The sequence below is a fragment of the Stenotrophomonas sp. Steno-Z4 genome, from assembly GCF_056393145.1.
The window spans coordinates 244,239-263,453 of sequence record NZ_JBWJPC010000002.1 but is presented as its reverse complement, the minus strand read 5'-3'; the positions used below and the strand labels follow the sequence as shown (position 1 = coordinate 263,453).

22 protein-coding genes and 1 pseudogene are annotated in these 19,215 nt (G+C 61.8%); 6 read left to right on the top strand and 17 right to left on the bottom strand.

Annotation, left to right across the window (positions count from 1 at the left end):
* Nucleotides 1-127: 127 nt before the first annotated feature.
* The 12 genes from AC06E7_RS07595 to AC06E7_RS07540 all read right to left on the bottom strand — a co-directional run bounded on the left by AC06E7_RS07595 (nt 128) and on the right by AC06E7_RS07540 (nt 10,853).
* Nucleotides 128-559, bottom strand: coding sequence for an ester cyclase (locus AC06E7_RS07595; protein WP_478063900.1), 432 nt, complete (start codon nt 557-559; stop codon nt 128-130).
* A 187-nt stretch (nt 560-746) separates the two neighbouring features.
* Nucleotides 747-1,223, bottom strand: coding sequence for an ester cyclase (locus AC06E7_RS07590; RefSeq protein WP_478063898.1), 477 nt, complete (start codon nt 1,221-1,223; stop codon nt 747-749).
* A 22-nt stretch (nt 1,224-1,245) separates the two neighbouring features.
* Entirely contained in the window at nt 1,246-2,196 is a 951-nt protein-coding gene (locus AC06E7_RS07585; RefSeq protein ID WP_478063896.1) for a zinc-binding dehydrogenase, read from the bottom strand.
* Nucleotides 2,197-2,313: 117 nt separating this feature from the next.
* On the bottom strand, nt 2,314-2,766 hold the full coding sequence (locus tag AC06E7_RS07580) for a DoxX family protein (RefSeq protein ID WP_478063894.1): 453 nt from the start codon (nt 2,764-2,766) through the stop codon (nt 2,314-2,316).
* Nucleotides 2,767-2,809: 43 nt separating this feature from the next.
* On the bottom strand, nt 2,810-3,580 hold the full coding sequence (locus tag AC06E7_RS07575) for an SDR family NAD(P)-dependent oxidoreductase (protein WP_478063892.1): 771 nt from the start codon (nt 3,578-3,580) through the stop codon (nt 2,810-2,812).
* Nucleotides 3,577-4,134 carry an ester cyclase gene (locus AC06E7_RS07570; RefSeq protein ID WP_478063890.1) on the bottom strand — a complete coding sequence of 186 codons (558 nt, stop codon included), beginning with the start codon at nt 4,132-4,134 and terminating at the stop codon, nt 3,577-3,579. The genes AC06E7_RS07575 and AC06E7_RS07570 overlap by 4 nt, the downstream gene beginning before the upstream one ends.
* A 30-nt stretch (nt 4,135-4,164) precedes the next feature.
* Complete coding sequence (locus AC06E7_RS07565; protein WP_478063888.1) at nt 4,165-4,599, bottom strand: ester cyclase; 435 nt, start codon at nt 4,597-4,599, stop codon at nt 4,165-4,167.
* A gap of 78 nt (nt 4,600-4,677) precedes the next feature.
* Complete coding sequence (wrbA, locus tag AC06E7_RS07560; protein WP_127564145.1) at nt 4,678-5,277, bottom strand: NAD(P)H:quinone oxidoreductase; 600 nt, start codon at nt 5,275-5,277, stop codon at nt 4,678-4,680.
* A 79-nt stretch (nt 5,278-5,356) separates the two neighbouring features.
* Nucleotides 5,357-6,019 (bottom strand): hydrolase, encoded by a 663-nt coding sequence (locus tag AC06E7_RS07555; protein WP_478063885.1) that lies wholly within the window; start codon nt 6,017-6,019, stop codon nt 5,357-5,359.
* A gap of 149 nt (nt 6,020-6,168) precedes the next feature.
* On the bottom strand, nt 6,169-6,774 hold the full coding sequence (locus tag AC06E7_RS07550) for a response regulator (protein ID WP_478063884.1): 606 nt from the start codon (nt 6,772-6,774) through the stop codon (nt 6,169-6,171).
* A gap of 102 nt (nt 6,775-6,876) precedes the next feature.
* Nucleotides 6,877-9,855 (bottom strand): sensor histidine kinase, encoded by a 2,979-nt coding sequence (locus AC06E7_RS07545; protein WP_478063882.1) that lies wholly within the window; start codon nt 9,853-9,855, stop codon nt 6,877-6,879.
* 110 nt (nt 9,856-9,965) lie between these two features.
* Nucleotides 9,966-10,853, bottom strand: a complete 888-nt coding sequence (locus tag AC06E7_RS07540; protein ID WP_478063880.1) for a LysR family transcriptional regulator — start codon at nt 10,851-10,853, stop codon at nt 9,966-9,968.
* Between the two features lie 95 nt (nt 10,854-10,948).
* On the opposite strand from AC06E7_RS07540, the gene AC06E7_RS07535 reads away from it, so the two are divergent.
* From AC06E7_RS07535 to AC06E7_RS07520, 4 genes are read left to right on the top strand one after another with little or no spacing between them, the layout of a single operon-like run.
* Nucleotides 10,949-11,809, top strand: a complete 861-nt coding sequence (locus tag AC06E7_RS07535) for a pirin family protein (RefSeq protein WP_478063878.1) — start codon at nt 10,949-10,951, stop codon at nt 11,807-11,809.
* A 55-nt stretch (nt 11,810-11,864) separates the two neighbouring features.
* Nucleotides 11,865-12,287: a DoxX family protein gene (locus AC06E7_RS07530; RefSeq protein WP_478063876.1), complete on the top strand. Its 423-nt coding sequence runs from the start codon at nt 11,865-11,867 to the stop codon at nt 12,285-12,287.
* 53 nt (nt 12,288-12,340) lie between these two features.
* Nucleotides 12,341-12,934, top strand: coding sequence for an NADPH-dependent F420 reductase (locus AC06E7_RS07525; protein WP_478063874.1), 594 nt, complete (start codon nt 12,341-12,343; stop codon nt 12,932-12,934).
* 11 nt (nt 12,935-12,945) lie between these two features.
* Complete coding sequence (locus AC06E7_RS07520) at nt 12,946-13,734, top strand: SDR family NAD(P)-dependent oxidoreductase (protein ID WP_478063872.1); 789 nt, start codon at nt 12,946-12,948, stop codon at nt 13,732-13,734.
* A 20-nt stretch (nt 13,735-13,754) separates the two neighbouring features.
* Here AC06E7_RS07520 and AC06E7_RS07515 read toward each other — a convergent pair whose 3' ends face one another.
* From AC06E7_RS07515 to AC06E7_RS07495, 5 genes and pseudogenes are all read right to left on the bottom strand, one after another.
* Nucleotides 13,755-15,182 carry a cation:proton antiporter gene (locus AC06E7_RS07515; protein WP_478063870.1) on the bottom strand — a complete coding sequence of 476 codons (1,428 nt, stop codon included), beginning with the start codon at nt 15,180-15,182 and terminating at the stop codon, nt 13,755-13,757.
* Nucleotides 15,183-15,317: 135 nt separating this feature from the next.
* The gene (locus AC06E7_RS07510) at nt 15,318-15,509 is read right to left on the bottom strand and encodes a carboxymuconolactone decarboxylase family protein (protein ID WP_478063868.1); all 192 of its coding nucleotides are present in this window, start codon (nt 15,507-15,509) and stop codon (nt 15,318-15,320) included.
* Between the two features lie 148 nt (nt 15,510-15,657).
* Entirely contained in the window at nt 15,658-15,945 is a 288-nt protein-coding gene (locus AC06E7_RS07505; protein ID WP_478063866.1) for a DUF1330 domain-containing protein, read from the bottom strand.
* A 30-nt stretch (nt 15,946-15,975) separates the two neighbouring features.
* Nucleotides 15,976-16,215, bottom strand: a pseudogene (locus tag AC06E7_RS07500) (Atu4866 domain-containing protein); the annotation flags it as partial.
* Between the two features lie 18 nt (nt 16,216-16,233).
* A complete protein-coding gene (locus AC06E7_RS07495; RefSeq protein ID WP_478063864.1) occupies nt 16,234-16,971 on the bottom strand; it encodes an SDR family oxidoreductase in 738 nt (245 codons plus the stop codon).
* A 320-nt stretch (nt 16,972-17,291) separates the two neighbouring features.
* Between AC06E7_RS07495 and AC06E7_RS07490 the strand changes: the two genes are divergently transcribed.
* Together AC06E7_RS07490 and AC06E7_RS07485 are read left to right on the top strand one after the other, a co-directional pair.
* Complete coding sequence (locus tag AC06E7_RS07490) at nt 17,292-18,209, top strand: AraC family transcriptional regulator (RefSeq protein ID WP_478063862.1); 918 nt, start codon at nt 17,292-17,294, stop codon at nt 18,207-18,209.
* Nucleotides 18,210-18,226: 17 nt separating this feature from the next.
* Complete coding sequence (locus tag AC06E7_RS07485) at nt 18,227-19,135, top strand: helix-turn-helix domain-containing protein (RefSeq protein ID WP_478063860.1); 909 nt, start codon at nt 18,227-18,229, stop codon at nt 19,133-19,135.
* Nucleotides 19,136-19,215 lie beyond the last annotated feature (80 nt).

Below are 19,215 nucleotides of genomic sequence, written 5' to 3'. Positions count from 1 at the left end.
CCTTTGCTAACGCTCCTGACCCGTACCAAGCCGGGACCTGCCCGAGCTTCATCGGGCAGGTCGGCTCCGGCTGCAAGCCGCGCCCGGAGCGCAGGCCCAGAACGGCCAACAGCTCGATGGCGCCGTCTCACGCGAGCTTCTCGGGGGCAAGCTGCTTCAGAAGTCCGTAGAAGTCGAAGTATGAGTCGGCCCGCATGATCTTCCCGTCCTTAAGTCGGTAAACGTCGCAGAAGTTGACCTGCATCGACTTGCCGGTTGGCTGAAGCTCACCTGCGGGCGATTTGAAGACACCCCGGTGGGTGCCGCGGCCAGTACCCTGGGCAATGACATAGTCTTCGAGCGCAACTAGGCTACGAACTTCGCAGGTGGCATCAGGGAAGATGTTGAACCAGCTCTTCCAAGGCTCGATGATCGCGTCAACCCCATACGTGGTGTAGTCGAATGGCACGTCCAGCCACTCGCTCTCTGGGGCTCCAAACCCTGCGATCGTGGCTAGATCCTTCTTGTTCACAGCCTCGTACAGCCTGCGGATCAATGTCTCATTGATGGTGTTGGTCATGTCATTCTCCGGTGTTGGCGTGGTTGGCCTCGCCGCGCGAGACCGTGAGCTCATGCTAGGAGTCCCACGGCCTTCTGCTAATGCCGATTCATGTCGGGCTCTTGCCGATTTCTCTAGGGCAACCCAACACGGTACGCGCGCCAGGTCAGACGGTCGGCTTTGAATCCATTCCGCTTCAACGCCGGAATCAGTCGCATGATGGCTCACTGGGAAGTACACCTAGCTGCCGAAGGCCCGTCATCCAGTCTTCCGAATGCCAGGTGTGCACGATCTTTCCTTCCTTGAACTCGTGGATGTCGATCGCTTGTATAGAGAGCTTTGCCCTCCGTGCAGGAAAGCCCAGGAAGGGGAACATGTGCGTTCCGGTGATGTGTGAGCGCACGACAACCTTGTTTCCCTCCTGGATCATGTCCTTGATCTCGATGTCGAAATCCGGGAACGCGGTCGTCAAGGAAACCAGAAGCTTCATTGCGGTCTGCTTGCCGCCGCGCTCGGTCGAGGGTGTCTCATACCAGTCGTCGGCCAGCACGGTGCCCAGCAGTTCGGGATCGTGCTTGCTGAAGGCTTCGTACCAGATGGCCGCCCGGTGGCTGTTGTCGAGGTCGAGCGCGTTTGCCGGCGCGCCGCCGGTCAGGGCGGCGAGCGCCAAAGCAAGCCGGCTCATGAGAAGTTCGCGTCGCATGGCTTCACGGAACCAGGACCATGGGCCCCAGTTTTCGGCGCGCGGAAACGTCCGCGTGAGCAGCAGCAGCGTCTCTTAGTGGATAGACGTTCGCCTTGTAGTCGCCGAATGTGCCCTCCCGATGCGCGGCGAACACCGCATCGATCGCTTCACGCGTCCTGCCTTGCAGATGCTGCGCCATCGGCCCGCCGACGACGCGCACATTCCGCCGCGACAGGGTGTCCGGATCCGCGTCCGGCTGTCCCGAAGCGGCACCGATGGTTGCAATCGTGCCGCCGTTCCGCACGGCGGCGACCGATGTTTCGAACGTAGCCTTGCCAACGAACTCGTACACGACATCCACACCCGCCGGGGCGATTGCCTTCAGCCTCTCAAGCATCGAAGCGTCGGACGACAGCAGTGGGTAGTCCACGGAGTCCCGGATGGCCGCAAGCTTCTCCGATGAGCTGGTCGTACCGATGACACGTGCACCGCGCGCGCGTGCCCAACGCGCCACCAGCAGTCCGACATTGCTCGAAGCACCCTGCACCAGAACGGTTTCGCCCGCACGCAGCGTGTGAAAGCCATTCAGCGCGGCCCAGGCCGTCAAGCCTTTCGTGAGGATGGTGGCGATCTCTACTGATGTGATGTCTTCGGGTGTCGCGATCAGATCCCCGGCTTTGATCAGGCGTGCTTCTGCATAGCTGCCAGGGGAAAGGAAATACGCCACACGGTCGCCGACCTGGAAATCCACACCCGGCCCTGTCTCTTCGACGATGCCAGCGCCCTCGACACCGGTTACACCCGGCAGCGGCATCGGAAAGATGCCCCTCCTGAAGGCAGTGTCGATGAAGTTCACGCCAATCGCCTCGTGGCGCAGGCGTACCTGTCCTTCGAGAGGACGGCCTACTTGCTCATCCTCCGGAATCAGGACTTCGGGGCCGCCGTATTGGTGGAATCGAATGGTGGTGGTCATGGCGTGGCTCTAGTCGGTCAGGGCGAGGGGGGAAGTGCTGTCAGCCTAGGCCGCTCATTGCGGGCGCAGAAGACAATGTTTCTCGATGCGTTCTATCGTTTTTGTCGATGGATCGCGTTAACGCTCACCGGGATTACCGAGAGGGCCTTGGCGCCTCGCGTCCACACTCAGGGAGCCGGGGCCGAACGCGACGATCTGGAGGAAGCCGCCCGCCATCGTCAGGTTCTTTAGGAAGTGGATGAACTGGTTTTGGTCGTCGAAAGCCGCGTGAAAGCTGACGGCAGTGACAACGCAGAACAAAGCGAGCACGCTCGCAACGATCCGCGTGCGATATCCCACGATAAGGGCGACGCCACCACCGACTTCGATCAGGATGGCAATGAGGAGGGCCGCTTGCGGAACGGGAAGACCGGCGGATGCGATATAGCCCAAGGTCACCTCAGGGTTCGCCACTTTGCCGACGCCGGAGATGATGAATACCGACGCCATCAGCAGGCGGCCCAATAGGGTGAGCATCGGCATGTAGCCAGTCGAGTCGTATCCACGATCAGCGACGGAAGGGGTGACCATATCGTAACTCCAGAGAGGTTGGGGGATGAGCTTCAGTGAGCGCTCACAGCACCGAGAGCAAGCCGCCATCCACGAGCAGGGGAGCGCCACTCACGTAACTCGACATGTCCGACCCGAGCCACACGACGGCGTCGGCAATCTCCGAAGGTTTGCCGAGACGGCGTAGGGGCGTTCTCTGCCGGAAGCCCTCCGACGCTTCCGCAACGCCCGGTGTATTGCGCAACAGTGCGGTGTCGATGGTCCCGGGGCACACGGAGTTGACACGGATACCCGACGGTCCCAGCGCATCGGCCAGAGCCTTGGCCATCAGTACGACGCCTCCTTTGCTGGTCGAATACGCGACTGTCATGCCTGCGCCGGAGATGCCACCCATGCTGGCCATCAGCACGATGCTTCCCGGCTTCGACAGCAACTGCATCTGCCGGGAAGCTGCCTGGGCGCAGAACAGGACGCCATCCAGGTTTACGGATATCAGGCGGCGGTAATCTTCTTCCGCCACGTCCGCACCGTCCGAGCGCAGCGTAATGCCCGCGTTGCAGACCATAACGTCCACGCCGCCGAGGGAGTCTGTTGCCGCGATGAGGGCATCCACCTCGTCGCGCTTACTCACGTTCGTTTGCACGAAGCGGCTGGAAACGCCCAAGGCGTCGATCTCGCTTGTCGTCGTCGCTCCTCCCTCGCGGGGTGTTTCGACCACGTCGGATACGATCACCGCCTTTGCGCCGTGCTGTGCCGCACCGATCGCGATCGCTCGTCCAATGCCGCTCGCCGCGCCAGTCACCACGACTACTTTTCCAGACAGCAGCTTGCTCATTTCCTGTCACCTTCTTTGGAAGAATCCAGGCCCTTCTGGAAGGACTGGAATGCGGACTCCTTCGGCTTGGCAGTCAGTTGCGCCTGGAAGGTAGCGAAGTCGGCGACCTCCCAGTGCTCGGCGAGTTTTCCGCCTTCGATGCGGTAGATCTGGAAGGCACGGAAATCGACTTTTTTGCCCGTGGCCTTGAGGCCACCAAAATCATTAACCTGCGTACCGGAGACACGGTTCATCACGGCGACGCGGTCGCCTTCGGCAACGATCTGCTCGATCGTCCACGTGAAGTCTGGGAAGCTGGCCTTCAGACCCTGGAGGTAGCTGCGGATGACTTGGATGCCGGGCGCCTGCCCTTCGAGGCGATCGCCGTAGTCGGCTGTCACGATCTCGCCTAGTTGGCTGAAGTCGGCGCGATTGAAGGCGTCGAAGTAGCGACGTACGACGGCCTTGTTGGCCTCGATGTCGTCGTTGGGCTGCTTTGCCACGGCCGGCTGGAACACCGTCGACATGAGCACGACCATCAGGGCCAGGCGGATGGTGAACGTGGTAACGCGCATGGGAGTGGCTCCTTGCTTCACGGAAGATCGTCAGGACACCGGCGGCAGGGCGCCGAGCTGCTGCATCAGCGAGAACAGATTCGCCACGCCCCAGTGATCGGTGATCTTCCCGTCGCGAACGCGCATCGAGTCGACGGTTTCAAACTGGATCTTCCGTCCAGTCGGTGCGATGCCGAAGAGCGGGCCACGGTGCGTGCCGTGATAGGTCTTGAACGTAGTGACCACATCCCCGTCCACGGTCTGCCAGTGGATTATCGGAGTGAAGTCCGGAAACGCCTCGCGCAGGCGGTGGTAGAGGACGCGCACGCCGTCCTTGTCCGCGGTGGTACCTGGCTGGGGCGTGTGGTCGACGAAATCGTCTGCGAACAGCTGTTCGAACAGGGCAAAGTCGCCGCGTCCCTGCACTCGTTCGGTGTTCGTACGGACAATGGTCTTGGCCTCTTCAGAGGCGGTGTTGCTGGTCATGGCTAGCTCCGGGGAGAAAGGCAGGCCGTCTGCGGTGACTCAATGGGGGAGGACGAGTCAGCGCCGGCTCGTAACTGGTTAGTCGAAGAGCTTTGCCGCGGTGCGCGCGACCAGTTCGCCCTGGTGTCGCGCGCCGGCCAGATCGATCGCACTGGGCTGTCGCGAACCGTCTCCACCAGCAACCGTGGTTGCGCCATACGGCGCGCCACCGACGACCTCGTCGATACTCATCTGTCCCTGATGGCTGTAGGGAAGGCCCACGATCGTCATGCCGAAGTGGAGCAGGTTCGTGATGATCGAGAACAGCGTTGCTTCTTGCCCGCCATGCTGTGTCGCCGTTGAAGTGAACGCGGCGCCTACTTTTCCGTTGAGTGCGCCGCGCGCCCAGAGGCCCCCGGTCTGGTCGAGAAACGCCGCCATCTGCGAGGTGATGCGGCCGTAGCGAGTGCCGGTACCTATCACGATGGCGTCGTAGTTCTCCAGCTCCGCGACGGTGGCGATCGCTGCCTTCTGATCGAGCTTGTACTGGCTCTTGCGGGCGATTTCTTCCGGAACGGTTTCAGGAACACGGCGTATGTCGACCGTCGCGCCTGCGCTGCGCGCGCCTTCGGCAACGGCCTCGGCCATCTGCTCGATGTGGCCGTAGGAGGAGTAGTACAGAACTAGGACTTTGGCCATGGGGTTCTCTGGCTGTTCTTCGCAAGGGGAAACCGCTTGGCCGCGATGTGCGCCCAAGCGTACGTGTAGGAAACAGGCGTCAGACGCCCGCGCCTGGCTTGCCGGCGAGCAACTGGAACTCCCAGGCCAAGTTGGTGGCGGTGGCTCCACCGTGCTCGAGCAGTGCCGGGATGAGCTTCGCTGCGGATTCTTCGCGGGCCCAGTCGCGCTGCAGTTCCGATGCAAAGACGATCCACGTCATCGGGACCGCGCCCGCCTGGACCATGCGCGCGATGCCCATCTCGTGCGCCTCGACGCTGGTACCGCCCGACGCATCGGTCACGAAGTACACCTCGTAACCATCACCAAGCGCGTGGATCACCGGGAACGCAAGACACACTTCAGTCCAGAGCGCGGCAATCACGACCTTCTTTCGTCCGGTGCGTTTTACCCATTCGACACACGCCGGATCTTCCCACGTGTTGATCGTGGTCCGATTGATGGGCGTCTGCTCAGGAAAGACATCCAAAAGCGGCTTCACGATGAATCCGCCCCGATCCTCGACGACGCTGGTGAGCAGCGTGGGCACCTCGAAGACTTTTGCGGCCTTGGCTAGGGCAACCACGTTGTTCATCAACAGCGCGGCGTCGATGTTCTTGACTCCGCTGAACTGGAATGGCTGGTGATCGATCAGCAGAAGTACGCAGTTGTCGGGCGTCAGAAGGGCTTCCTTGCCGACCTTGCCTGTGGTGGAGTTGCTCATATGTCCCTCATCTCTTCTGGAGTGAAGGTCACGTTAAGGCTTGCGCTCCGTGACTGAAATCAACCTTCGGCGTAGATTGTTCCTACGTCTTTTGGCTAGGTGTCAGCGAACGCACTGCTGCGTCCCGGGGGCTTCACGGGACACGCATCCTATGCGAGATGAATGATCCCGCGTTTGAGCGCAATCACAACCGCCTCAGTTCGATCCTGCGCGTGGAGCTTGTTCAGTACATGCAACACGTGAACCTTGACCGTCGCTTCCGTTCGGTGGATATGCGCAGCGATTTCCTTGTTGCGAAGCCCTTTCGCCATCAGACGCAGCACCTCAAGTTCCCGGTCGGTAAGCTCGACGCGCGGAACGTACTCGGCAAGTCGGCGCGCCACGGTATCCGGCAGAACCCAGCCTTTACGCCAGACGGTGCGTATCGCGTCGGCAACCTCGTTGCGAAGCACGTCCTTGAGGAGGTAGCCCCGCGCACCGGCCTCAAGAGCCCGGTGAATGTCCGTGTCACCCTGGTAGGTCGTGAGCGCGATGATTCTCGCCGAGGGGAATTCCTCGACGATCCTGGCAATGGCATCCGCCCCGCTCATCACGGGCATGCTCAGATCCATCAATGTCACATCTGGTTGCCAATCGCGATAGGCGTCCACGGCACCTGCTCCGTCGCCGGCTTCTGCCACCAGTTCAAGGTCGGGATGCAGTTCCAACACGGCAGCCAAGCCATCCCGGTAGATGGGATGGTCATCGACCGCCATGACGCGGATCCGCTGGGTCGCTCCATTGACGTCCAGAGGCTGCTTTCTATTGAGGGCCATAGTTCCGATAGTCGTCCTGTCAGGGGTGGCGCGACAATCCACCTAACGGCTTATTTTGCTTGGTGACCTGGCCGCGGCCCGCCGAGCAACGCCGGGCACCAGCCTCAGCCAGCGCCATCGAGGAACCCTGACGCACACATCAGTCCCGTTCCCGGGCTGAGTGTACAGCGCGACGGATGCGCCGATGCATCTGGCTCGCTCCCGTATCCCCTGAAGACCCCAATGGCCCTGCCGTCTGGCGACGTCCAGAACGTCGAAGCCGCGTCCGTCGTCCCGCACGGCGATGCGCAAGTGGCTCCACGTGTATTCGAGTTCCACGACAACCGAGGTTGCGTGTGCGTGCTTGTGGACGTTCACCAAGATCTCTTCCACGATCGAGCGGCACTGAGCTTTGACCTCCGCAGCGGCTTCAAAGGTGACGCCAGTTGCGGAGACGATGTCCACCGCGATGCCACTGTCCGCGAGGATGCGATGCGCGCTGAGTTGGATCGAAGCTGCAAGATCGTCCGCCTCGGCCGGCTGCCGGATGTCCCAGACAACCTTTCGTGCGTGGGTCAACGTGCGATCCACCAAGGTAAGGATGCGATCTAGCCTGGCCCTTTCCGGAGACTGGGCGCCCATTCGCTGATCGACCGCATGCAACTGCAGCGCAATACCGCCGAATCCTTGCAATAACGAGTCGTGGATATCACGAGCCAGGCGTGTGCGTTCATCGAGGATGGCGGCGCCGCGAATCCTGAGCGCAGCGCGGTGGTACATCCACAGCAACAGCGCGACCATCAGGATTGACAGGGCGATGAACCAGCCTTTCAGGTAGAACGGCGCCAGCGCCTGGATCGTGACGTGGGATTCTACGGGCGTCCATTGCCCTCGAACGTCTCGGGCCGACACACGGAACCGATAGGTCCCGGGCACCAGGCGCGTGTAGGACGCGACGCGTTGGGTTCCTGCGTCAATCCATTCCGAATCGAACCCGTCCATGCGGTATCGGAAACGTACGTCTGGTCCGTGCGACAGATCGACTCCGGTGAATCGGATGTCGATGCGTCGTGTCGCCGGGTCGAGGATGATCTTTTGGCTGTTGTTCTGTCGCACCCCGTCGGCCGTGATCTCATCAATGTAGACCTTGGGGGCTGCACCGATGGGTTTCGCGTTGAGGGGGTCCACCGATACGATGCCGTGGCCCATGGCGAACCACAGCATTCCGCTTGCATCTTTGAACGACCAAGGATGTGGCCATGCCGCAGGATCGCCGCCCGGCAATCCATCCAATGGCTTGAAGCTGCCCACGTCGATTAGGTCGGGAAGCCTGCCGTCGGCCACCGCAGACAGTTCTGCGAGGCGAACGCGAGTCAGGCCGCCTAGCTGGCCGAGCCAAAGTCTCCCGGCACCATCCACTTCACCCGCGCCAACCCAACTTTCCGGCAGTCCCTCCGCTACGGCCACGACCGTCGGCTTTCCGCCAGCAACGCGAACAAGCCCCTCATCCGATCCCACCCACACGGTTCCCTTGGGCGCTTCGATTATTACGTTCGGCCTGACACCCGTCTGCTTCGGCGTGGGCCAAGGGACGAACATCTCATCACCTGCCACATCGATGCGAGTTACGCCCGTCAAGCTGGCAACCCACAGCGCGTCGCTCGAATCCTTGAACAGTCGGAAGATGAAGTCGTCCTTCTGCTGTACGCGCTCGAGGCTCCCCTCTTTGCCACGAAAGAGACCTCGCCACGTCGCGATCCAGAGCGAGCCTGCGCGGTCTTCCAGCAGGTCGGTAACGGGAGGCAATCCGCGATAGCCCCGGTCGGCCGTGGCCTGCCCCTTCTCGAAGCGCGAGATGATCCCGTTCGGACGTCCCACCCATACGCCGCCTCCTGCAGCCGGGGCGAGGGAAAGCACCAGCTCGGCAGGACTGCTGCCCGCTCGCGAGAATGACGTGCCGGACGAATCGATAAAGCCGTAGTACAGCCCGCCAGTAGGCGGCGCCAACCACGTTCCGCCATCAGAGTCGCGCACCATGCCGCCAGGCATGTCGCTTGGCAGCCCTGTGCGCGCCGTGAAAGCTTCCACCTGCAACGGCTGGAATCTGTTCAGGCCGTCACGGGTAGCCACCCACATGTTGCCTTGCTGGTCTGGAAGGATGTCGATGACGCGGTCATCAGACAGGCCATCGGCACGCGTGAATGACTGGAACTGTTTGCCGTCGAACCAATGCAGGCCGGCTCCGTAAGAGCCAACCCACAGCGTTCCCGAAGCATCTTCTGCCATCGCGGTCACGGCACCGAACCCCTTGGTGGCCGGTAGCGGAAAATGCCGGATCTGCCCATCCTTCCATTGAGCGATGGCCGTGTGCGTGCCGAACCAGATCGAGCCATCGCGCGTCGCATAGACACGGCTGGGGTTATGCACCTCGGCACCGTCAGGGAGGGCGATCCGGCTTAGTTTCCCGTCACTGATTCGATAGACCGCACCCTCACCGGCGGCGACCCACATATCTCCATTGTTGTCGACAGCCATACTGCTGCCGGAGTAGCTGACCAAGGTGCCACGTAGCTCCCGCTGACGGCCACCGCGGTCGATGACAAATACTCGGCCGCTGCGCGTCACTGCCCAGAGCCGATCGTGAGCGTCGACGGCGGCGGCATTGATGATGTCTGCCTTGAGCGCTTCATTGCTCGCACGCAACGTCACCTGATCGCCGGCAACGCGAAACAGCTCACTCCCGCTAGCCACCCACAATCCGCCCATGTGATCTTCGGCCAGCGGGATCGTGATCAACCGCGTGCGGCCTCGCAGAGCCGGTGAGTTGTCACCATTGAAGGACTTGAAGCGAACGCCGTCGAACCTCACCAGGCCCGACTGCGACGACAGCCAGAGATACCCGTCTCTGGTTTGGACCAGATTGGAAGTAAATGCCAGCTTCACCTCCTCATGGGAGCGCCAGGTATCCACCTTGAAGCGACCATAGACGACCGACGCCTGCTGTGCGGCTACGCCACGGGGAAACGCAGCCAGGAGCAGCATGATTAGGAGAACGCAAGAAGGAAGTGCCTGTCGACTTCGGCCGCTCATGTGCAATGCCCTACAAACGGCCGGTCCTTAGCCTTGGGGAAAAGGGTGATCATGAAATGTCGTCAGTGCCTGAGAGCTTCGATGAAGGCGCGCCCGACAGGCCCGGGCGGAGCGTCTTTGCGATATACCACCTGCATGTCCAGGCCGGCACGCGTCGTCGCATTGGCATGCGTTCGGATTTCCACCAGCTGGCCCTGATCCAGATCCACTTGGACCATGTGCACAGGCATGTGTCCCCACCCGAAGCCTGCACGCAGGAAAGCATGCTTAGCGCCCAAGTCCGCCAGCCGCCAGGTGAGTGGCGAGATGACGCCAAAGTTGCGACCCGAGGATAGCGCTGTACGATCGGTCAGTACCAGCTGAACATGCTTGCTCAACTCGGCGTTCGACAGAGGCGTCCGTGCCTTCGCTAAAGGATGCTGCGGAGCAACCACGGTCGCGAACGGCACCACCACCAGCGGCTCCACCACGAGCTCATCCGGGACAGTCGGCAGCGAGCCAATCACTCCGATGCGACACGAGCCGTCCAGGACGGGCTGAACGACACCACCCAATGCCTCGACGTAGAGCCGCAAAGGCGTGTTCGGATAGAGCTCTCGGCAACGCCCGACCGCGTGCGTAATTGCCGGCATCGGATACATCACGTCCATTGCCGCAGACAGTTCAGGCTCCAGGCCCTCGCGGATGGAGCGCGCCCTAGCCTTGAAATCATCCATGTGATCCGCGACTGCACGAGCGTCGCGCAGAAGAGACTGGCCTTCCTCGGTCAGACGTGGGTAGCGGCCGCTACGCTCGAACAATGAAACGCCCAGCTGCGCCTCGAGATTAGCAAGGGTGTGGCTGACCACCGACTGCGCACGTCGCAATTTCCGCCCGGCTGCCGAAAAGCTGCCTTGCTCCACCGCTGCAATAAAAGTGCGGATCTGATCCAGCGTCACTCCGTCGAGCATATATCTATCCTTTCGATGGATATCATCTAGAAATATAGGCTAGCAAGATATGTCAGACGAATCTACTTTGGTCGCACTTCCCCAGAGATGCCGCCGTGACCCAACTCACTAACAACCTCGCAGAACCCGAAACCTCAGTCGCCTCCCGCCGCATCGTGTTTCAAGGACGTGGCGCTATACGCGGCCCGATCACCCGGCTGGTCAACCCCTCGGATCTGGGCCAGCTGATCAAGCCTTTTGTGTTTCTGGACTACGGCGAACTGCCGCCGACCGGCGATACCTTCTTCGGTATCCATCCGCACTCGGGCATCGCAACGCTGACGATCGCCCTGAGCGGCGGGCTCCAGTACGAAGACACGACAGGGCAATCCGGTCAGGTGCCCGCGGGTGGCCTGGAATGGATGAAGGCTGGCGCGGGTGCTTGGCATGACGGCCGCGTCTACACCGCTGAGCCCCTGAAGTTCTTCCAGCTTTGGCTGGCGTTGCCGCCCGAGCTGGAAAACTCGCCGGCAGAAGGCCAGTACATCGCGCCGGAGCAGGTCGAAAGCGAGGGGCCCGTCACGGTGGTGCTCGGCCGTCACGGCAAGGCGCGCAGTCCGATCCGGGCGCCCGAGGGCATCAACTACTTCCATGTTCGCCTGCAGGCGGGCGAGACGTGGCGCTACCAGCCTCCTCACGGACATACCGTCGGTTGGATCGCGGTGTATGAGGGAGTCGCCGAAACACCGAACACCGTGGCCGCAGGCGAGATCGCGGTATTCGATGAATCGGACGCGGCACTGGAGTTCACCGCACAAGTGCCGACCTCGTTCGTGATCGGCACTTCAATCAAGCACCCGCACGATCTCGTGACCGGCTACTACTCCGTTCACACCACCCCCGAAGCGCTGGAGCAAGGCGAAGCCGAGATCAATCGCATCGGAAACATCCTTCGCGCAGCCGGGCGCCCTCGCTGATCCGGTGCGCATTCCTGCAGCACTCACAGTTTCACACCACTATCAGGAGATTTCCATGTCCACTATCGCAACGACCGCCGTCCCCTCCACGACCAGCGTGGCCCGCAACAGCGCCGAGCTTCTCGGCCGCATCCTCCTTGTCGCTCTCTTCCTCATCTCAGGTCTGGGCAAGATCACCGCCTATGGCGCGACTGCCGGCTACATGGCCGCCATGGGTGTCCCGGGTATCGCGCTGCCCGCGGTGATCGCGCTCGAAGTCCTGGGCTCGGTCGCGATCATCCTGGGCTTCCAGACTCGCCTCGTGGCGGCCGTGCTAGCCGGCTTCACTCTCGCCACAGGCGTGATCTTCCACAACAACTTCGCCGACCAGATGCAGATGATCATGTTCCTGAAGAATGTCTCCATCGCAGGCGCCTTCCTGATGATCGTGGCCAACGGCGCAGGCGCTTTCAGCATCGACGCGAAGTCCGCGAAGTAAACACATCGTTCAAGGGCGCCGGCAGATGGCCGGCGCCTCATCGGAGTCTGGTCATGGAACACGCAATCATTGGTTCTGGCGCCATCGGCAGCGCCATCGCAACGCAGTTCGCACGCGCCGGTATGGATGTTCAAGTGGCGAACTCAAGAGGGCCTGCCTCGCTCGGCGAACTGTCTGGCAGACGTGGTCATCGCATCCATCCGACCACGGTGGAGCAAGCGCTGCAGGCGGACGTTTTCTTCCTCGCCGTGCCTTTCGCGTCTGTTGTCGAGGTATTTGCCGGCGTGACGAACTGGCAGGAACGCATCCTAGTGGATGCCACCAACGCCGTGGAGTTTCCGTCCTTTCGCCCGATCGACCTCAACGGTCGCTTGTCCACTCAGGTCGTCAGCGAGCTGGCGGCCGGTGCGCGCGTGGTCAAGGCGTTCAACACATTGCGCGCCGCTGTCCTTGCGTCGGACCCGCGGCAGCATGGCGGGTGCCGTGCCCTCTTCCTGTCGGGCGACGCCCCCGCCGCAAATGCCGAGATCGCGGACTTGATGGATGCGCTGGGCTTCAGCGGCATCGACCTTGGCCGGATCGACCAGGGTGGGCGGCTACAGCATTTCGGCGCCCCTCTGATGGTCCACAATCTGGTCCACTACTGAGGAAAGCAACGATGACTACGCACGAACAACGGCGTGACTTTGTCGATAAGGTGGTCCTGGTAACCGGTGCGGGCTCTGGTATCGGCCGTGAAGCCGCGCTCGGCTTCGCGCGCCGCGGCGCTCTGGTGTATGCCGTTGACGTCAATGAACGCGGTCTGGCCGAGACACTGTCCCTCGGCAGCGAGCTCGCCGGCACGCTACGCACCACGCGCGTCGATGTGTCGAATGAGCCGCAGGTAGGCGACTTGATGGCCCGCATCGCGAGTGAATCGGGGCGCTTGGATGCCGCCTTCAACAACGCGGGCATCACCGGTGGTACTCACCGCATCGAGGATTACCCGACGGAAGACTTCGAGCGCGTTCTGAGCATCAACTTGAGAAGCGTATTCCTCGGTCTGAAATACCAACTGCCGCTGATGCTCCGCAACGGCGGCGGTGCGATCGTGAACACCGCCTCTGTGGCCGCCTTGACCGGACCTGGAGGAATGTCGGCATACGCGGCTTCCAAGCACGGCGTCCACGGGTTGACGCGTGTGGCTGCGATGGAAAATGCCGCCCGCGGGATTCGAGTGAACGCGATCGCTCCGGGCTGGACGGAAACGCCCATGGTGGTGGCGAACAGTCAGCAGAATCCAGCATTCGCGGAACTTGCCAGGAAGGCCATTCCCGCCAAACGGGGTGCGCAGCCATCCGAGGTTGCCGATGCGGCGATCTGGCTGTGCAGCGACGAGGCAAGCTACTTGCAGGGGCACATGCTCGTGATAGACGGGGGAATGACGATAGGCGGGTTTGAGCTCTGATAAGCGATGGCGTTCCTACGTCACGCCTCGGCAATCTCCCGCTTACGATGTGGCATCAAACTCAACTCCCTCCAGTCCAGCTCTTCCTGCAGTATCCGGAATGCATCCTCCGGGACCTTTCCTTCCAGAAGTAGCGACTGAATCGCCCTGCGCTGAGCGGCCACCAAAGCGCGCTCCGCTTCACGCGAGCTCGGCAGGCTGCAGGCCGCGTCCCCACCGGATTGATCAAGCGCAACAGCATCAATGACCGAGCGGCCGAACGCGACATCGCGGTCCAGGGACGCGTCCTTCGGAATGCGGAGCCACTTGATGAGCGGGGCTATCGTGGCTCCTTGCAGGACCAACGTGCCAAGCACCACGGCAAAGGCGCTGAGGACGATCAGGTCGCGCCCCGGGAATTGCGCCGGCAGCGACATAGCCGTGGCCAACGTAAGGACGCCGCGCATCCCACACCAGCCGACCAGGAAACGCGTTTGGACCGAGCCGGCGGGCGGCTGCCGAAGAGACGGCAGAACTCGGCTCAAAAGGCACCGGTAACTCAACACCCAGGCAATCCGGACCAAGACTACGCAAACGAACACCAGCGCCGCGAAGCCCAACGCATTCCAGATTTCAGCACCCTGCAACTGCGAAAGGATCGAGCGCGTCTGCAGTCCCATCAGGAGAAACGCGGTGACATTCAGCGCAAAGACGGCTGCATCCCAGACTGCAAAGGAGTGAACACGGTCACCCGGAGTCTGGCGTGCATGGGCAAAGCGCGCGACCCACATGGCGTATGTAACCACCGCGAGCACTGGAGATACGTGCAATCTTTCGGCGATCAACCAGATTCCGAACGTCGATACGAACTCGATGAGCGTCGAACCCAGCGTGCCGGACCAGAACCGCCACAGGGCTACGAATACTGCGCCGGCAATCACGCCTAGGAGGACACCGCCGGGAACGGCAAGCGCAAGCGTTGGCACGAGACTGGTTAGTGGTGGGCCGGATGTCACCGACCCCACTGCGGCAGCGAATATCAGGAGCGCAACCGCATCATTGAACAGGCTCTCGCCCTGCAGCACGGTCAAGGTTCGCCGTGGCAATCCCTGGCTGTTCAGTACCGCCTGTGCTGCGGCCGCGTCAGGCGGCGCGACGATGGCGCCCAGCGCGACGGCGGCTGCGATCGGCAGACCGGCTATTTTCCAACCGATAAAGGCAACTGCCGCAGTGGTCAGGACGACCGCAAACAGCGCGAGCGCGACCAGCGCAGCCCAGTGACGGCGCAGCTCATAGGGCGACGTGTCGTAGGCCGCGCTGAGGATGGCCGGGGCGACGAACAGCACCAGGGCGAGATGCGGGTCAATCCCGATGTCCGGCGCCCAGGGCGTCGCCGCCACCAGCGCCCCTGCAAGCGCTAGCATGGTCGGATACGGCAGGCCAACCCTGCGCGCCAGATGAAGCAGCACGCAGGAAACCAGAGCAACAGGATCAAGGATTCAAAAAAAGCCATCTCGTACTCCGACCTCGACAACGGAAAGACCTCGTTTCCAGAAAACCTCCCTCGCAGCGACTAGGCCATTGATCGCGGCACGGATGCCGGCCTACACCACCATCTGCAAGATGCATTCGGTGATATGCTGCGGTGTGCACCGCACGCTCAGAGCACCCTGGATATGCGCCTTCAGTTTCGCCGTGGCGGCTCCCAGCGCCATTAGCGCGGCAATGGTGGCGACCTGTCGAACGGGCTTGTCGAGTCCTGGACGGGTCATGACATCCCCATAGGCGAAGGCCACGATTCAGTTCGCGAAGTCAGGGGCGATGTCCTTGAGGATCTCAACCACCGCCTCAACGCTGGTCCGGTGGTGCTCTGTAAGGGCGCACACCTGTAGCGTAACGGTCTTCAGGGGTAGCCATCTTGAAATCTCCGGTAGGGGCAGACATTCAGGGTCCGCAGAACGCGACCAGGTCGGTATAGGCGCTTGCCTGACGCATCGCCGCCAGCGGCGCATACTCGGGAGATGACAGCAGGCCGCAAATCGCGGACATGTTTGGAAACTCCAGAAGGATCATATTGCGCGGGATCCAGTTTCCCTCGAAGTACACAGGTGTTGCGTCGATTACCAGCGCCTTTCCGCCGTACTTCTCGACAAGCGGGAGCGCGCGGCGTCGATACTCTTCGATAGTGAACTCGTCTTCAATTTCAACGTTGCCGACAAGATAGGCAGCCATGATGGTTTCTCCTGGGTGATCGGAGGGGGCTTACCGCTGCCGGTAGAGCACCATTCCTGCGTGATATAGAACGCCGTCCACGAAATCGCCGTCCGCCGTGAAGCCGGTGTCGTCGACATACTCGATGTGATCGCCTGTGAGCACGTAACTTCCCTGATAAGCGCTCTTCCTGCGGCCTCGAGCTTCGTCGTACCGACCACTGGCAAGCAACTCGTGACGGATGTGGCCATCGGCCGTGACCCACAGACCGACATAAGGATGAGTGTCCATCTTGGATGCTCTCTTTGATCAGTAAGGGCTAGCCGTCGGACGAACGACCAGTTCGCTGACGTCGACGTCCTCGGGCTGTTCGATCGCATAAGCGATCGCGCGCGCGATTGCTTCAGGTGCCAAGGCCACCCGACGGAAGGCTTTCATGGCATCGCGCGCCCGCGCATCGGATATCGAGTCGGCGAGCTCGGATTCGACGACACCAGGCGAGACGACCGTTACCCGAATCTTGTCGGTCTCCTGCCGCAGCGCGTCCGAGATCGCACGCACGGCGTACTTCGTTGCGCAGTACACGGCGGCGGTCGGCGACACCGCGTGGCCTCCGATCGACGAAATGTTGATGATGTGCCCGCGCCCGCGCGCCTCCATGCCCGGAAGGGTCGCGGCGATTCCGTGCAGGACGCCGCGAACATTGACGTCGATCATCCGGTCCCACTCGGCGACCTTCAGCGCGTTCAGTGGGGAGAGCGGCATGACTCCGGCATTGTTGACGATCACGTCGGCAGGACCGCACTTGGCCTCGGCGAACGCAACGAAATCGCGCATGTCCTCCATCTTGGTGACGTCCAGCGAGCGGAACTCGACCTTGCCGCCTGAACTGCGAAGCTCCTCGGCCAAGGCTCCGAGTCGATCGGTCCGTCGGGCGCCCAGAACGACACGGTGCCCTTGCTTGATGAGCAGACGCGCTGTGGCCTCGCCGATGCCGCTGCTGGCGCCGGTGACGAGAACGACTTTGGAAAGTGTGGTGGTGTTCATGTAAGAAGGTCCGGTCAGTGGGTTTGCGCTGTCTCGGCGCGCGAGACGAGAGCGCCGAAGACGACTAGAGCAAGGGAGATGGCGAAGCGACTCATATGTCCTCCTTGCGTTGCTTGAATGCCTGGCCGAGTCCAGGTGAGGCCATGTTAAGAAGCCAGCCCCAAGCCGCTAAGACCGGATCGTCTGCGGCTTTTGCCTATTTCTCTCGCGGCCTGGACCGGCCGGTTTGCCTGTGCTGATATATGACTAGGCTTGTAACCGGACAAACCCCAATGGGTGCATCTTCTTCTCAACCAAAAGGCGTAGACCGACGTTCCCGGATGGTCGAACTGATCAGCCAACTCGCTCCCACCGAGGGCTATACCAAGTCGCCTCTGGACGGCGTAACGCTGATGCGATCCAACCATGCGCTGGCCAAGACACCGGCGCTGTACGAACCGAGCATCGTCATCGTTGCGCAAGGCAGAAAGCGCGGATTCCACGGTGGCCAGACCTATGTCTACGACGCGCAGCACTACCTCGTACTGGCCGTGCCGCTCCCATTCGATATCGAAACAGAGGCAAGTACCGAGGAACCAATGCTCGGTCTAGCGCTTCGGATTGACCCGACTGCTACTGCGGAGCTGGCACTCGCTCTTGACGAGGAGGGGCCCCACGAATCGTCGCCGCCGCAAACGTTGTTCGCGACCCGGTTAGACGAACGAATCGGCGACGCTACCGTGAGGCTTCTTGAAGCACTAGCGTCGTCGGCAGATGCCCGTGTACTCGGGCCGGGCATCGTGCGCGAGATCACTTACCGGGTTCTTTCAAGCGATCAAGGCGGGAGCCTACGCGCTGCGTTAACACAAGGAAGCCACTTCGCTAGGATCGCGAAAGCGTTGCGGCGAATTCATGATCATTACGACTGCGACTTGGACGTCGCCACGTTGGCCAGCGAGGCCAGTATGAGCGTCCCGGCCTTCCACAATCATTTCAAGGCCGTTACCGCAACCACGCCTATTCAGTACATCAAGGCGATGCGCCTCCATCAGGCACGCCTGCTGATGATCCGGAACGGACTGAGTGCGAACACCGCCTCGGAGCGCGTCGGCTATGAGAGCGCGTCGCAGTTTAGTCGGGAGTTCAAGCGTATGTTCGGCCGCAGCCCCTTGGAGGAAGCCCGTCACCTCAAGGGGGTGCTTAGCCTCGCGCCACCAGTGCGCCACGCCACAGGCGAGCGGCGCGTGCTCGCATCCTAGACGATCGGATGGTAGCGATGGCCGCCGGCGTACGTCACAGTTCCTCCGAAGCGCTCGACGAGCTAGTTCCAGGCACGCGCGTAGCCGCTGCCAAGGGCCGGGCGTGGAATGACCTTCTTGCTCAAGTCTTCGAGCGGAGTCGCGTTCAGGACTGCCTGCTTATCCCGGCAGTGCCAGAGCCACTGATTGTGTGGATCCTGTCGGGGAGCGCCGTCGTGGAGGAGCGAGAGCTGGGGGGTGAGTGGGTCGCGAACCGCGTCTGCGCCGGTGACTTCTTCCTCACGAACGCACCCGAGCCCTATGAACTCAAATGGACAGCCGAGGGCGATCGACCGTTCTCGGTCATGCACCTTCACTTGGGGCTCCAGCTGCTTCAGCGCGCTTCTGCGGAGATCCTAGGGAAGGAAGTGCAGCTTGAGCTGCAGGATGTCTCCGGCGCTCAGGACGAGATACTTTCTGCGCTTCTTGAGCCGCTTCGCGTTGAGCTGATGTCGTCGAGAGAGCCCAGTACCATGTTCGTCCAGGGACTGGCGCAGAGTCTGGCCATCCACCTTGTTCGTCGCTATGGTCGCGCCCGCGAAACGGAAAGTCGGCCTCGCGGCGGGTTGCCAGCCTTCAAGCTGCGGCGTGTTACGGAGTTAATGGAAGCTCAGCTCGACCAAGACTTTCACTTGGCCCACTTGGCACGGGAGGTCGGACTCAGCGAATTTCACTTCGGACGCGCATTCAAGAAGAGCACGGGCTACACGCCATCACACTTTTTCATTCGATTGCGGATGGAGCGCGCCCGCCAGATGCTGCGCGAGACCACGCGGCCCATCATCGAGGTAGCCCTTGACGTGGGCTACACGAGCGCGAGCCACTTTGCGCAGGTATTCCGCCGGGAAGTCGGCGTGACCCCGCGTGAATACCGCGGCAAAACCTGATAGCAGAATCACAACAGCGGCGGCAAGATCGCCGGAGATCCACCTGGCCGGAAGGCGCAACCTACGCCCGTGCTGAAGCC